The sequence below is a fragment of the Anoxybacillus sp. TBDG-1 genome (genome assembly GCF_054815885.1).
Genome location: NZ_JBTZSY010000029.1, coordinates 1 through 13,228 on the forward strand (window position 1 = coordinate 1; position 13,228 = coordinate 13,228).

Consider the following 13,228-nt stretch of genomic DNA (forward strand, 5'->3'; position numbering starts at 1 on the left):
TCTCTTTTATTTATTCGCCGTGGAACGGGAGAAAACCTTTATTTCAATTTATATAATAAAAAATAAAAATTTTTATATCAGCTTATTATGCTTAGTTTTGATTGTTGTATTTTCAGTTATAACTGGACTTAGAAATTATCATGAAAATATAAATTTAGTGCAACGAATCTATCCAGACAATGAAAACGTCTTAGGACTGGTTTCTCCACATAAAGAATGGGTGGGACTTTCTAGTCAAAACTTTTTTTCGTCGTTATACTACTTCCTCTTTCCACTGTTAATATCTGTTGCGTTAGCAGATTCGATTTATGCAGAAAAAAGTAGTCGTAACATAAGTTATCAACTAACACGAATAAATAGAAAAATATATTATTGGAGGAAGTTTTTATTTACTTATATCAGCTCGTTTTTATTGTTTATAATTCCTTTAATATTCGGAGTAATATTGGTAAATTTTTTTTCTGATACATGGGATTATTCTTTTTACTCGAACATGTACAAACGTTTAATCAATGGAACTGTAGAGTTTTCGGATAATGTGTTTCAAGGGGATAAGAAAGATATCTTTTCAAGTCTGCTTTCCGTATCACCGTACGTATACATATTCGTTTACTATATTATGGGCGGACTATTTGCAAGTGGTTATGTGTGTATAGGATTGGCCTCTTCTCTAGTAATTAAGAATAGGTATTTTGTCATTCTTTTTCCACAGATTATTTATACGGTTTCATGGGCATTATTTACTATATTAGGGAAGTTAAATTGGGATCCGTTTAATTTCCTAGATCCTAAACAACCTGTAGAGGGATTATCATATGGTCCTATCTTTATTGCTTTTCTACTTCAATTGTTTGTTGCCTTCGGTCTGTATGTATATGGAGTGAAGAAAAATGATGATGTATTTTAAAAAAAACATGTATTTTGTTTTGCAAGACGTACAGTTGAATAAAACATCCAGAAACATGATCATTGGAGTCATTGCTTTATTAATGATTCTCGGAACTATTCCATGGGGAAAAAATACACTTGTTCAATGGCATAGCGCAAAAGATTTTATTTTGCTTTACCGATATGAATTTTTTCATTTCCCTGCTTTTTTATTGCTTTTAGGTTCAACATTTAAAACAAACGGTTGGATCATTCTTAGAAGATATAGGACTCGGACTCAAATAGGGATGCACAAAGTGTTTACTGTCATATTTTGTGCAGGGCTTTTATCATTTATCGTGTTCATGCTGGGTGTTTTATGTACAGCTTTTGTTCAGTATATCGTATATCCAAATATGAAAGATTATCATGCAATATTTTTGTATGTGCCGAAGTCGTCTTCCCAACACAGCTCGTTCATTTATTTTATATGCACGTACTTTTTAATAACGACCATATTAGGGATGGTCTTTGTTATAATAACGGATGTTCTCCTTCACCGTTTTTTAAGTATAATCGCATTAATGACGTTTGTCATTTTGGATCGATTGACAACATCTATTATTCCTTATTTGTTCTACGTGAGTGAAGAGGTGTCACCAATTAGTACAATCATGGCGCTACTTGTTATCGTTATTATTTTAGGGCATATAGTCCGCCTTTCTTCAATTTACAAAAGTTACTATGCTCAGGATGATTTTTTATGAAGTATATGTTTTTAGAATTCAAATTTATTAAAGAAGATAGAAATAAAATCTTATTATCATGTATAATATTTCCATTACTTGGTGTAATGATATGTTTGAAAGGTGAGGCGTTTCGTGCTCGCTTATTAACGGAATCTATGACAAATTTATTTGGAACTGTAAATCATTCATCAGTCAATTGGATGTATTGGCTATTATTCTGTTTTGGGTATGTAGTTATGTTTCAAACAGTTTGGAAAAGAAGAGAAAAATATTTTGAATATAAAGTCTTTATTCTTTTACAAGATACGCTTTTGTATTTCATCAATCGGATAACGATTGGATTTTTCTTTACATTACTATATGTGTTGTGTGCATTTTTAATGGTTATTTCCTTCTGTATTATTTTTTTGGCTGTGCGGTTTAATATGCACCTTTCGCTTATTTTTATGTTTGTTTGCATTTCTATCAATTTGTATTTGCACGCCGTTTTTTGGATGTTTTTAAAGGTGTATACAACAAATAGTTTAGCTAATGTATGCATTTTTACTTTGTTTTTTGCAGGTGTAAAAATACAAGCGCCTTTCGTTCCTTTACACTATGGGATGATCGGTCATTTTAGAGATCATTACACATTGTCGATAGTTTTCTTTACTGAACTATTGTTCATATTACTTTTAGCGTATGGAATTATAAAAAAATTGAAGACCGCAGATTATTTTTAGGAGGACTTGATGTGAACGTAATTAAATTGTCTAATGTTTCAAAAATAATTAGAGAAAGAATGGTTTTACAAAACATTAATTTGAATTTAGCAAAAGGAAAAATTTACGGCTTTACAGGTCCTAACGGATCAGGGAAAACGATGTTGTTTCGGATTATAAGCGGGCTGGTCAAGCCGTCTAGCGGTACTGTAGAAGTTTTTGGAGATGTTTTACACAAAGATGTATCCTTTCCTAGTGACATTTCTGTCCTCTTAGAAAAGCCGGGATTCCTTGAGCAGTATTCAGCGTTCGATAATCTGAAATTTTTAGCTATGATAAAAAATAAAATCAGTGATTCAGATATCATAGCAGCTATAGAGAGAGTCAAACTAAATCCAATGGATAAAAGACCGATAAAAGAATATTCTCTTGGAATGAAACAGCGATTAGCTATTGCGCAGTGCATTATGGAACAACCCCAATTGATTTTATTAGACGAACCGATGAACGGATTAGATGAAGAGTCTGTTCATCATGTATATCGCATAATAAAAGAAGAGAATGAACGCGGTTGCACAATATTACTAACATCACATAACAGGTTAGATATAGAAACATTATGTGACCAAGTGTATTCAATGAATGATGGAATGATTACAGGTGTGACTAATATTTCTATAGATGAGTAACTAGCACTACGAGTTTACCAATGAAAATGGAGAGTTCGGTTTTCAAATGATTAAAGATGGCGACATTTGGAACGTGGCGTTTATGCCGATTCAGTAACAATAAACAATCCCCCTCGTAGTGAGGGGATTGTTTATTGTTCAAACAACAATACACGTGCTGGGGCGGCATCGGTGCCGACGAGTTTAAGCGGAGCGGCAACCATCCAATATTCGCCTGATGGTACGTCTTTTAATCGAAGCCCTTCGATGACGATAATACTGTGACCGAACAGCGTTTTATGTGTTGGGTGTCCTGCTTGGTTGCGTTCGACGCCGAGCGCGTCAATGCCGACGCCGCGAATGCGTTTTTCGGCTAAATATGTTGCCGCATCTTCAGCAACGTAAATAAATTCAAAGTTAAAGGCGTCGTCAAATGAGTTTTTTGTTTTAAATAAAATAAAATCGTTCTCTTGAATACCAAAATGAATGAGATCTTCTTTTGTAATGCGATCGTTGACGTGTGTCACGTCCAATACTTTGCAGTAACCGACAAGTTTTTCAAGCGGAATCGTTTCAAACGTTTCTCCGTCTTTTACCATATGGAGCGGCGCGTCAATGTGCGTACCTGTATGCACATCCATATCGATGCGCGATTCGGTGACGTAATCGTTCGTGAAGGTCATTAGTTTCGGTTGTTTTTCCGGTTTATTTTTATACACAGGCATCCCTTCGAAAATAGGAGCGGTGACATCGTACATTTTCATAGGTGTTTCCTCCTTACATTGTTCCATTTAATGGCCACCAATGGAAGCCGTCTTTTTGCAATAGTTCGTCTGCCTTTTTCGGTCCCATCGAGCCAGCTTCGTAGTTCGGAAAGTCCGTAGCTTTCGTGTTTGCCCACACTTCCGAAATCGGGTCGACAAAGCTCCATGAAGCAGCGACTTCATCCCAATGCGTAAAGTTTGTCGCATCGCCGCGCATGCAGTCATATAACAATTTTTCATACGCTTCCGGTGTGTTAATGCCGTCGATGCAGTTGTTGCAGTAGTCGAGCTTAATTGGCGTCGTTTTCATGCTTTCGCCGCTTTTTTTCGCGTTTAAATGAAGGGTAATGCCTTCATCGGGCTGAATATGGATGACGAGCAAGTTCGGATGAACATGTTCGCTTGTGCGATAATATAAGTTCATCGGCACATCCTTAAATTGTACAACGATTTTCGTCGATTTTTCCGTCATTCGTTTTCCTGTTCGTATGTAAAATGGCACACCTGCCCAGCGGAAGTTGTCGATCATTAATTTCCCTGCAACAAACGTTTCTGTATTGGAGTTTGGATCGACGCTATGTTCTTCACGATATCCGACGACTTGTTGCCCGCGCACGATGCCGCGTCCGTATTGTCCACGCACGAAATATGTCTCGACGCCATCATGCGTCATTGGACGAAGCGCCCGCAACACTTTCACTTTTTCGCTACGAATATCGTCAGTCGTCAGCTTAATCGGAGGCTCCATCGCTAAAAGGGCAACCATTTGCAGCATATGGTTTTGCACCATATCGCGAAGTGCGCCAGAATGGTCGTAGTAGCGCCCACGGTCTTCTACACCGAGCGTTTCGCTTGATGTAATTTGAATATTAGCAATAAACCGGTTGTTCCAAAGCGGTTCAAAAATGGCGTTGGCAAAGCGAATAACTTCGATGTTTTGCACCATTTCTTTTCCGAGATAATGGTCAATCCGAAAAATTTGTTCCTCCGAAAACGATTGACGAATTTCTTCATTTAATTTCTGAGCGCTTTGTAAATCATGACCGAACGGTTTTTCAATGACTAATCGCGTCCAGCCGTTTGTTGTCGTCAGCCCTTCCGATTTTAAATGCGATGTAATTGTTCCAAAAAATTCAGGTGCCATCGCTAAATAAAAAATGCGATGACCTGGAATGTGAAACTGCTCTTCAACGTATGTTAATCGTTCGTTTAATTGTTTGTATGATTGCGTATTTGTTGCATCTAGTGAATGATAGTAAAAATGAGAAATAAATTTTTCATCTATTAATTCTTGTTTCGTCGCTTCTTCAATCGCCTCTTTTACATAGTGGCGAAACGATTCGTCTGTATGCGGACGACGGGCAACGCCAACAACCGCAAACTGTTCATCAAGCTTTCCCTTTTGATAAAGTTTATAAATAGATGGGAATAATTTGCGTTTTGCTAAGTCGCCAGTCGCGCCAAAAATAACAATTGTCGCTTTTGGTTGTACGTCATTCACGGATCATATACCTCGCTTTTATTCATTTTTTGAAAGGTTCATGATAATGTAATTTTAGAGGTTTATTGTGGTAAACGCAAATGTTTTATCTAATTAAAGAACAGAGAGGAGATCATAGCGTGGAGTTATTGTTTTTAGGGACAGGCTCTGGCGTCCCATCAAAAGGTAGAAACGTATCAGCCATTGCCCTTCAGTTGTTAGAAGAAAGAGGAGCAACATGGCTATTCGATTGCGGAGAAGCAACGCAACATCAAATTTTACATACGTCTATTCGTCCAAGACGCATTGAACGTATTTTTATTACTCACTTACACGGCGATCACATTTTTGGTTTACCCGGACTGCTTAGTAGCCGTTCGTTTCAAGGGGGGGAAACACCTCTTTTTGTTTACGGCCCAGCAGGTATTCGTTCGTTTATCGAAGCCGCATTAATGGTCAGCGGCACGCGACTCAAATATGAGCTACATATTGAAGAGTTTACAGAAGGGGTCGTATTTGAAGACGAACAGTTTATTGTTACAGCAAAATTGCTTGATCACGGGTTGTCTTCGTACGGTTTTCGAATTGTTGAAAAAGATTTGCCGGGCACGTTGCTCGTCGATCGGTTGCTTGCTCTTGGTGTGAGACCGGGGCCTATTTACCAGAAAATTAAGCGTGGAGAGACCGTCGTGTTAGAAGATGGAACTGTTATTGATGGTCGTGAATTTGTTGCCCAACCGAAAAAAGGGCGCATTGTTGCGATCATGGGAGATACGCGTTATTGTGAGGCGAGCATTGAACTTGCGAAACGAGCAGATGTGCTCGTTCATGAGGCGACATTTAGCGCAGAAGAAGCGCATTTAGCGCACGATTACTATCATTCAACGACGTGGCAAGCAGCAGAAGTAGCGAAACGGGCGGGGGTGAAACAACTCATTTTGACGCATATTAGCTCTCGTTATCAAGGGGAGATGTGTGAGCGACTCGTTGAAGAAGCGAAAACCATTTTTCCGAATGTTGCGCTTGCTTTCGATTTTTCATCGTTTCCGATTCCACGGACGGGAGATGATCAACGATGATCGAAGTAAAAGGAAACGTCATCGACAAACAAACGAGATGCGTACATTATCATAGTGAACGCGATGTCATCGCGATTAAGTTTTATTGTTGTCAAACGTATTTCCCGTGCGTGTACTGTCATGAAGAACATGGTTGTGGTAACCATGCGACATGGCCGAAAGAACGTTTTCATGAAAAAGCTGTCTTATGCGGCGTTTGTCAAACGGAGCTGACGATTGAACAATATATGACGAGCAATTACCGTTGTCCACATTGCGATGCCTCGTTTAATCCGGGGTGTCAACTTCACGCCCACTATTATTTTGAAGTATAAAAGAGGAAAAGAGGGTGTCCCAAAAAGAACAGGGACACCCTCTCTTATACGAAATAACTTCACAAAATGACATGTAGGGAAGGTTCCTCTTGAGTTGCTTTTTATTGTTAGGAAAAATAACCTCTAATTGTTTCCATTACCCGTTTTAAATCATGGCTATGAATGTTGCCAATCTTGAAAAGAAGTTCTCGGTAATGAATAGTGTTGATTTTTGAGCACCTAACAACAGATGGTTTGTCTAATCCCGCTTCTTCCCAATATTCTAAGACGACATCGTACTTGTTTCGGGGCTGTTGGCTTGTAATATTTGCTATTACTCTGTATAGTTCTACGATAACATCATCGGGAGATACAATAAGCACAGGTCTGCGTTTTCCTTTTATTTCTGCGAACCATATTTCGCCGCGTCTTCCCAGATTACTCATCGTCTTCGCCCCATATTTCTTTTTCCAGTTCTTCTTCAATAACATGTTTTGGAGGTCTGTTATCAAAGTATTTGTCGAAAAGCCATGATAGCAATTTAATTCGTTCTGCATTGTCCATTTCGTCTAAAGCTTTCATGAACTCTTCTGCTCTCACATGTATCCCCCTTATCTACACGATCTCATGATAAATTTTCTCAAAGTTAAAGAAGACAGTCAACTATCTAAACGTGTGTTTTATTTACCATCCTCTGACATATGGTTTTGGCGCTTCAAGCGATATGCTGAGTTCATTTGCGGCTGTTTTTGGCCAATATGGGTTGCGAAGAAGCTCGCGACCGATAAAAATGAAATCAGCGCGTCCGTTGCGTAAAATTTCTTCCGCCTGTAAGCCTAATGTAATAAGCCCGACAGCCCCTGTCGGCACATTTGCTTCACGGCGAATTGTTTCAGCAAACGGCACTTGATAGCCTGGATATGCCTGAATTTTTGCTGGAACGACAGCGCCAGAGCTCACATCGATCAAATCAACACCTTGCGCTTTCATTCGTTTTGCATATTCGACGTAGTCGTTCACCGTTAAGCCGTCTGGATGGTAGTCAGAAGCAGAAATGCGAACAAACAACGGTCCGCCCCATACTTCTTTTACCGCTTCAATGACTTCGCCTAAAAAGCGGTAGCGATTTTCTCCGCCGTATTCATCTGTTCGTTTGTTTGTAAGTGGCGATAAAAACTCGTTAATGAGATAGCCGTGAGCGGCGTGAATTTCAATGACATCAAAGCCAGCCTCCTTGGCGCGACGTGCACCTTGTTGAAACGCATGAATCGTTTCTTCAATATCGGTTTTCGTCATCTCTTTTGGTGTACGCATCGTGTCATCGAACGGAATAGGCGATGGAGCGAAGATTTCCCCAGCAACGGTCGCTTTTCGTCCAGCATGAGCAAGCTGAATGCCGATTTTTGAGCCTTGTTCATGAACGAGCGAGGTAAGTGTACGCAATCCATCGATATGGTCATCATCCCAAATCCCTAAATCGCGAGCCGAAATTCTTCCTTGTGGCGTCACAGCTGTCGCTTCAACAATAATAAGTCCGACTTGCCCGACAGCGCGCGTTGCATAATGAACGAGATGCCAGTTGTGCACCGTTCCATCTTCGCGATCGCACGCATACATGCACATCGGTGACATGACGATACGGTTTTTAAAGGTAACATCTCGAATTGTATATGGTGAAAATAACATATTAAATCCCTCCCGTAGTATCTTCCATAAAAATGATACCACGCGCACTTGGAAAAGAAAAACAACTTGCGCTATTGAACGGAAGAAAGCAGTGCTTCACCAAGTTCTTTTGATCGTTCAGTTGCTCGTTTAATGCAAGCAATCATCGCCTCTTGATAGCGATAGCGCTCAAGCACGCCGATGCCTGCTTCTGTTGTTCCGCCCGGGCTTGTGACTTCTTTACGCAATACAGACGGATGTTTGTTTGTTGCTTTTAACATATGAGCGGCACCGATAATCGTCTGTAAAATAAGCTCTTTCGCAATATTGCGATCAAGCCCGATTTCATCAGCTGCTTTTTCCATCGCTTCAACTAAATAATAAACGTACGCTGGTCCGCTGCCTGATAGCCCTGTCACTGCGTGTAAATGCTTTTCATCAACAATTGTAACGATCCCGACCGTTTCAAATAGCTCTTTTGCCATGTGTAAATGTTCAGCTGTTGCATATGATCCTTGTGAAATCGCTGTTGCGGATTGCCCGATGGCTGCCGATGTATTTGGCATGGCACGAATGACAGGCATTTTTTTTCCGATGAGCGATGCAATCGTATCCGTCGTCACCCCTGCAAGTAATGAAATAATAAGTTGTTGCTCATGAAAAGCATGTGCGATTGGCGTTAAGCTTTCTGCAACGTCTTTTGGTTTCATCGCTAAAATCACAATATCAGCTTCTTTGACCGCTTGTTCTTTATTCGTTTCAATTCGTACCCCATATGTTTGTTGCATATACGTCAGTCGCTCCAATCGAGAGCGATTCGTTACAATCATTTGCTCTGGCTTATATAACGTTTGTGTGACCCCCGAAATAAGCGCTTCTGCCATCGACCCTGCACCGAGAAACGTTACCGTCATTTTTTCCTCCTCCTCGTTTCCAAAATAAAAAGACCTTTCGTCCGATAAAGGACGGAAAGGTCTTTATTTCCGCGGTACCACCTTTGTTGGCACAATGTGCCCACCTCTTATGCCGATATCGTCGGCAAGACGGTTAGGTTTGCCTAACTGCTCATAGGGTAGGTTCCATGATAAAGAGGGTAATGAAACCTTTCAGCCGATGGGTTTCACTCTCTTTTACCGTTTATCATGTACTGGCCCTATTCATCGCTTCAGACATATATGATTTGCTTGCAATTATGCACGAAAAACAAGCATGTTGTCAATACATTTTCGATATTTATTTTCTGAATTTTTTAATAAATAAATAAAAATAAATGACAAACAGAAAAAATAAGTGTAAACTGATAAACAGGTGAACGGAAAATTATGATAATATAATGAAGGAGTCGAAAAAATGGAACAGTTGCATCGCATTGTCGTCCCCACGCCATTTGCCGTTGGCGATGTCAATATGTATATTTTCAAAGGAGACCGTTTAACGCTTGTTGATGCTGGGGTGAAAACAGAAGAAGCGTGGCATGTCTTCGTTCGGGAATTACGTGAACTCGGCTATAAACCGGAACATATTGAGCAAGTCATCATTACACATCACCATCCGGATCACGTCGGTTTACTTGATTATTTACCTCCGTCGCTTCCTGTTATTGGTCATCGTAAAGCTGCACCTTGGATGGCGAAAGATGCTGCTTTTTTTGCATGGCATCAACAATATTTTGAGCAATTTTTAATTGAATGTGGAATTGGGGAAGAATGGATCGCAAAACTCGGAAACTTTCGACGTTCTCTCCGCTTTTCGTGCGAGCGCTCGCTCACACAAGAAGTGAAAGAAGGGGATATGATTGAAGGTTGGACGGTCATTGAAACGCCAGGTCATGCGCAAAGTCATATTGTATTATATCGTGAAGCAGATGGGTTGATGATCGGGGGGGATCATTTGTTAGCTGCAATTTCATCTAATCCGTTGTTAGAGCCTCCTGCGATCGGTGAACAAGAGCGCCCGAAACCACTTTTGCAATATAACGATTCATTAAAAAAGCTACTGAATTACGACATTACAACGATTGTCACAGGACACGGAGAAGATGTGACGGATGTCGCACCGCTTATCGAAAAGCGGCTTGAAAAACAAAAAGAGCGTGCGCAATATGTGTGGCAATTGTTAAGTGAAAAGCCAATGACGGCCTTTGACGTATGTCGTGCACTTTTTCCGTCCGTATATGAACGTGAATTTTTATTGACGATGTCTGAAACGATTGGTCAGCTTGACTATTTAGAAGCTATCGGAGCAGTGAAAAAAGAAAAAGATGATCAAATATATATGTACGAAGCGGTGAGATCATGAAACTGAAAGGGAAATACGTCGTCATTACAGGAGCATCGAGCGGCATTGGTGAACAAATTGCATACGAAGTAGCTAAGCGCGGTGGAACACCGATCTTGCTTGCGCGTTCAAAAGAAAAATTAGCACAAATTGCGCAACATATTGAACAAACGTACGGCATTTCTTGCTTATATGAGCAGTTAGATGTTAGTAACGAAAAAGAAGTAGACGCTGTATTTGATCGTTTGCTTGCTTCTGTTGATGTACATATTCTTGTCAATAATGCTGGTTTTGGTGTGTTTCGTTATGTCGAACACATCGATCTCTCGGAAGCGAAGCAAATGTTTGATGTCAATGTGCTCGGATTAATCGCGTGTACGAAAAAAGTGTACGTGCATATGATGAAAAAGCGCTCGGGTCATATTATTAACATCGCATCGCAAGCAGGAAAAATTGCTACGCCGAAATCGAGCGTATATGCTGCAACAAAACATGCTGTCCTTGGATTTACAAATAGCTTGCGAATGGAAGCATCGATGTATGGCATCTATGTGACGGCTGTAAACCCTGGACCGATTGAAACAAACTTTTTTACCGTTGCTGATACGTCTGGGGAATATGTAAAAAACGTGAAACGATGGATGCTTCGACCTGAATTTGTCGCAAAACGCATCGTTGATGTGATGCTTACTCCGACGCGCGAAGTGAATTTGCCGTTTTGGATGCACATGGGAAGTCGCATGTATCAACTATTTCCATCGCTTATCGAGAAAATCGGAAAACGGGCATTTTTAAAAAAGTAAGTGAGGTGTAAATGGTGAAAATTACGATAACGGAACGAGCGATCGAACAACTTCGTCGTGTTCGTGGAAACAAGCACGTCAAGCTGACATACGATACCGATGATTGCGGATGTGCTGTAAACGGGGTGCCTATGTTACTGCTTGTCGATCAATTAGACGAACATGATGTAGAGATTGAAACAAACGATCTGCCCATTTGGATAGAGAAACATCGGCTCATTTTTTTCGATGAACAAATGACGATTGATGTTGTCGATGGGGCTGGATGTTTTCAATTAAAAAGCCCAAATCAAATTTTAAATGCGCGCATGTCGCTCGTGGGGCGCTAACAAAATAAAAAGCCCGGAATAAAAAAGCCGGGCTTATTCGTTTTTCGGCGCGCGAACGACCGATTCAAATTTTCCTTTATGGGCAGCATCACAAAACGGCATGTTTTGTGAGAGCCCACAACGACAGAGAGAAAATGTTTCTTTTGTTTCAAACTTGTTTCCTTCCATATCAATTAACTCAACATCCCCAGTTACACGGAAAGAACCGTTATCCATTACTTTAATTTGCACTTTTGCCATATTCCCCACCTCCTTATATACCTTATATCGTATATACTATCTGTTTTATATCGGAAACGCAAGAACGTGCATGTTTGTCAGAATAGTGACAAGCTGGTTATGTGATACTTTTTGTGATGAATGTCACATGATCTATCCCTATCTTTTTGTACAATGGGAGGTAGTGATCGAATCGGAGGGATCAAATATGCGTGATTTTCAACAAAACCCGTTTATTGTTATATGGGAGTTAACGCGGGCATGTCAGCTCAACTGTCTTCATTGTCGAGCAGAAGCGCAATATCATCGTGATCCACGTGAGTTAACGTTTGAAGAAGGAAAAAGATTAATTGAAGACATTTATGAAATGGATCAACCTCTTCTCGTGTTTACAGGCGGCGATCCACTAATGCGTCCAGATGTATACGATATTGCTAAGTATGCGATTGATAAGGGGCTTCGTGTATCGATGACGCCAAGTGCCACACCAAACGTAACAAAAGAAGCGATCCGAAAAGCGAAAGAAGTAGGACTTGCTCGTTGGGCGTTTAGCTTAGATGGTCCGAATGCGGACATTCACGATCACTTTCGTGGGACGTCCGGTTCATTTGATTTAACGATGAAGGCGATTCAATATTTACACGAACTCGACATTCCAATCCAAATAAATACAGTCATCTCTCGTTATAATGTTCATGTGCTTGACGAGATGGTGCAACTTGTTGAAAAGCTCGGCTGCGTGCTTTGGAGCGTATTTTTTCTCGTACCGACGGGCAGGGGAAAAGAGACAGATATGATTTCGCCTGTTGATCATGAAAAAGTGTTTCGCTGGCTTTACGAAACGAGCAAACGTGTACCGTTTGATATTAAAACGACAGCGGGACAACATTATCGACGTGTTGTGTTGCAGCAAAAAATGCGAGAACAACAAATTCACAGTGACATTCGTTATGAAGACGTGTTAATGAAAGGGCTGACCGGGCAAGTAGATGGTCTAGGACGTGCCCCAAAAGGAGTAAACGACGGAAATGGCTTTGTATTTATTTCTCATATTGGCGATGTATATCCGAGCGGATTGTTGCCTGTAAAAGCAGGAAATGTACGCGAACAACCGCTATCATACATTTATCGCCATTCTCCGATTTTCAAACTGTTAAGAAACCCAGACGGATATAAGGGAAAATGTGGCGTGTGTGAATTTCGCTACGTTTGTGGCGGGTCGCGTTCAAGAGCATATGCGGTTACAGGCGACTACTTAGCAAGCGAACCGTATTGCATTTACATCCCGAAGGCGTGGAGGAAAAAAGAAAGGGTCGGCGAATAGCCGACTTTTT

The 13,228-nt window shown here is 40.5% G+C and carries 16 protein-coding genes; 9 read left to right on the forward strand and 7 right to left on the reverse strand.

Annotated elements, in window-relative coordinates; all coding sequences use genetic code 11:
- Positions 1–19 precede the first annotated feature (19 nt).
- The 3 genes from ACYQY7_RS09675 to ACYQY7_RS09685 all read left to right on the forward strand — a co-directional run bounded on the left by ACYQY7_RS09675 (position 20) and on the right by ACYQY7_RS09685 (position 3,006).
- Positions 20–907, forward strand: a complete 888-nt coding sequence (locus ACYQY7_RS09675) for an NADH dehydrogenase FAD-containing subunit (protein ID WP_461201867.1) — start codon at positions 20–22, stop codon at positions 905–907.
- Positions 891–1,634 (forward strand): hypothetical protein, encoded by a 744-nt coding sequence (locus ACYQY7_RS09680; protein ID WP_461201836.1) that lies wholly within the window; start codon positions 891–893, stop codon positions 1,632–1,634. Before ACYQY7_RS09675 ends, ACYQY7_RS09680 begins: the two co-directional genes overlap by 17 nt.
- 715 nt (positions 1,635–2,349) lie before the next feature.
- Positions 2,350–3,006 carry an ABC transporter ATP-binding protein gene (locus ACYQY7_RS09685; protein WP_461201837.1) on the forward strand — a complete coding sequence of 219 codons (657 nt, stop codon included), beginning with the start codon at positions 2,350–2,352 and terminating at the stop codon, positions 3,004–3,006.
- Positions 3,007–3,137: 131 nt separating this feature from the next.
- On the opposite strand, the gene ACYQY7_RS09690 is transcribed toward ACYQY7_RS09685, so the two are convergent.
- A complete protein-coding gene (locus ACYQY7_RS09690) occupies positions 3,138–3,749 on the reverse strand; it encodes a cyclase family protein (protein WP_461201838.1) in 612 nt (203 codons plus the stop codon).
- A gap of 13 nt (positions 3,750–3,762) precedes the next feature.
- A complete protein-coding gene (zwf, locus tag ACYQY7_RS09695) occupies positions 3,763–5,250 on the reverse strand; it encodes a glucose-6-phosphate dehydrogenase (protein ID WP_461201839.1) in 1,488 nt (495 codons plus the stop codon).
- A 119-nt stretch (positions 5,251–5,369) separates the two neighbouring features.
- On the opposite strand from zwf, the gene rnz reads away from it, so the two are divergent.
- Positions 5,370–6,308 carry a ribonuclease Z gene (rnz, locus tag ACYQY7_RS09700; RefSeq protein ID WP_461201840.1) on the forward strand — a complete coding sequence of 313 codons (939 nt, stop codon included), beginning with the start codon at positions 5,370–5,372 and terminating at the stop codon, positions 6,306–6,308.
- Positions 6,305–6,622, forward strand: coding sequence for a CHY zinc finger protein (locus tag ACYQY7_RS09705; RefSeq protein ID WP_461201841.1), 318 nt, complete (start codon positions 6,305–6,307; stop codon positions 6,620–6,622). The genes rnz and ACYQY7_RS09705 overlap by 4 nt, the downstream gene beginning before the upstream one ends.
- Before the next feature lie 107 nt (positions 6,623–6,729).
- Here ACYQY7_RS09705 and ACYQY7_RS09710 read toward each other — a convergent pair whose 3' ends face one another.
- The 4 genes from ACYQY7_RS09710 to proI all read right to left on the reverse strand — a co-directional run bounded on the left by ACYQY7_RS09710 (position 6,730) and on the right by proI (position 9,180).
- The gene (locus tag ACYQY7_RS09710) at positions 6,730–7,047 is read right to left on the reverse strand and encodes a type II toxin-antitoxin system PemK/MazF family toxin (protein WP_461201842.1); all 318 of its coding nucleotides are present in this window, start codon (positions 7,045–7,047) and stop codon (positions 6,730–6,732) included.
- Positions 7,040–7,201: a hypothetical protein gene (locus tag ACYQY7_RS09715; RefSeq protein WP_003394241.1), complete on the reverse strand. Its 162-nt coding sequence runs from the start codon at positions 7,199–7,201 to the stop codon at positions 7,040–7,042. The genes ACYQY7_RS09710 and ACYQY7_RS09715 overlap by 8 nt, the downstream gene beginning before the upstream one ends.
- 84 nt (positions 7,202–7,285) lie before the next feature.
- Positions 7,286–8,287: an NADPH dehydrogenase NamA gene (namA, locus tag ACYQY7_RS09720; RefSeq protein ID WP_461201843.1), complete on the reverse strand. Its 1,002-nt coding sequence runs from the start codon at positions 8,285–8,287 to the stop codon at positions 7,286–7,288.
- Positions 8,288–8,358: 71 nt separating this feature from the next.
- On the reverse strand, positions 8,359–9,180 hold the full coding sequence (gene proI / locus ACYQY7_RS09725; RefSeq protein ID WP_461201844.1) for a pyrroline-5-carboxylate reductase ProI: 822 nt from the start codon (positions 9,178–9,180) through the stop codon (positions 8,359–8,361).
- Between the two features lie 436 nt (positions 9,181–9,616).
- Here proI and ACYQY7_RS09730 point away from each other — a divergent pair, with 436 nt between their 5' ends.
- From ACYQY7_RS09730 to ACYQY7_RS09740, 3 genes are read left to right on the forward strand one after another with little or no spacing between them, the layout of a single operon-like run.
- Positions 9,617–10,564: an MBL fold metallo-hydrolase gene (locus ACYQY7_RS09730; RefSeq protein WP_461201845.1), complete on the forward strand. Its 948-nt coding sequence runs from the start codon at positions 9,617–9,619 to the stop codon at positions 10,562–10,564.
- Positions 10,561–11,346, forward strand: a complete 786-nt coding sequence (locus ACYQY7_RS09735) for an SDR family NAD(P)-dependent oxidoreductase (RefSeq protein WP_461201846.1) — start codon at positions 10,561–10,563, stop codon at positions 11,344–11,346. The genes ACYQY7_RS09730 and ACYQY7_RS09735 overlap by 4 nt, the downstream gene beginning before the upstream one ends.
- Before the next feature lie 11 nt (positions 11,347–11,357).
- Positions 11,358–11,675 (forward strand): iron-sulfur cluster biosynthesis family protein, encoded by a 318-nt coding sequence (locus ACYQY7_RS09740; protein ID WP_461201847.1) that lies wholly within the window; start codon positions 11,358–11,360, stop codon positions 11,673–11,675.
- 33 nt (positions 11,676–11,708) lie between these two features.
- On the opposite strand, the gene ACYQY7_RS09745 is transcribed toward ACYQY7_RS09740, so the two are convergent.
- Entirely contained in the window at positions 11,709–11,915 is a 207-nt protein-coding gene (locus ACYQY7_RS09745) for a CDGSH iron-sulfur domain-containing protein (protein WP_035047823.1), read from the reverse strand.
- A gap of 187 nt (positions 11,916–12,102) precedes the next feature.
- On the opposite strand from ACYQY7_RS09745, the gene ACYQY7_RS09750 reads away from it, so the two are divergent.
- A complete protein-coding gene (locus ACYQY7_RS09750) occupies positions 12,103–13,218 on the forward strand; it encodes a TIGR04053 family radical SAM/SPASM domain-containing protein (protein ID WP_461201848.1) in 1,116 nt (371 codons plus the stop codon).
- Positions 13,219–13,228: the final 10 nt, after the last annotated feature.

Coding starts and splice junctions, on each gene's coding strand:
- ACYQY7_RS09680 (WP_461201836.1), top strand. CDS start 891: ATGATGATGTATTTTAAAAAAAACATGTATTTTGTTTTGCAAGACGTA.
- namA (WP_461201843.1), bottom strand. CDS start 8,287: ATGTTATTTTCACCATATACAATTCGAGATGTTACCTTTAAAAACCGT.
- proI (WP_461201844.1), bottom strand. CDS start 9,180: ATGACGGTAACGTTTCTCGGTGCAGGGTCGATGGCAGAAGCGCTTATT.
- ACYQY7_RS09740 (WP_461201847.1), top strand. CDS start 11,358: ATGGTGAAAATTACGATAACGGAACGAGCGATCGAACAACTTCGTCGT.
- ACYQY7_RS09705 (WP_461201841.1), top strand. CDS start 6,305: ATGATCGAAGTAAAAGGAAACGTCATCGACAAACAAACGAGATGCGTA.
- ACYQY7_RS09690 (WP_461201838.1), bottom strand. CDS start 3,749: ATGAAAATGTACGATGTCACCGCTCCTATTTTCGAAGGGATGCCTGTG.
- ACYQY7_RS09735 (WP_461201846.1), top strand. CDS start 10,561: ATGAAACTGAAAGGGAAATACGTCGTCATTACAGGAGCATCGAGCGGC.
- ACYQY7_RS09745 (WP_035047823.1), bottom strand. CDS start 11,915: ATGGCAAAAGTGCAAATTAAAGTAATGGATAACGGTTCTTTCCGTGTA.
- ACYQY7_RS09710 (WP_461201842.1), bottom strand. CDS start 7,047: ATGAGTAATCTGGGAAGACGCGGCGAAATATGGTTCGCAGAAATAAAA.
- ACYQY7_RS09730 (WP_461201845.1), top strand. CDS start 9,617: ATGGAACAGTTGCATCGCATTGTCGTCCCCACGCCATTTGCCGTTGGC.
- ACYQY7_RS09750 (WP_461201848.1), top strand. CDS start 12,103: ATGCGTGATTTTCAACAAAACCCGTTTATTGTTATATGGGAGTTAACG.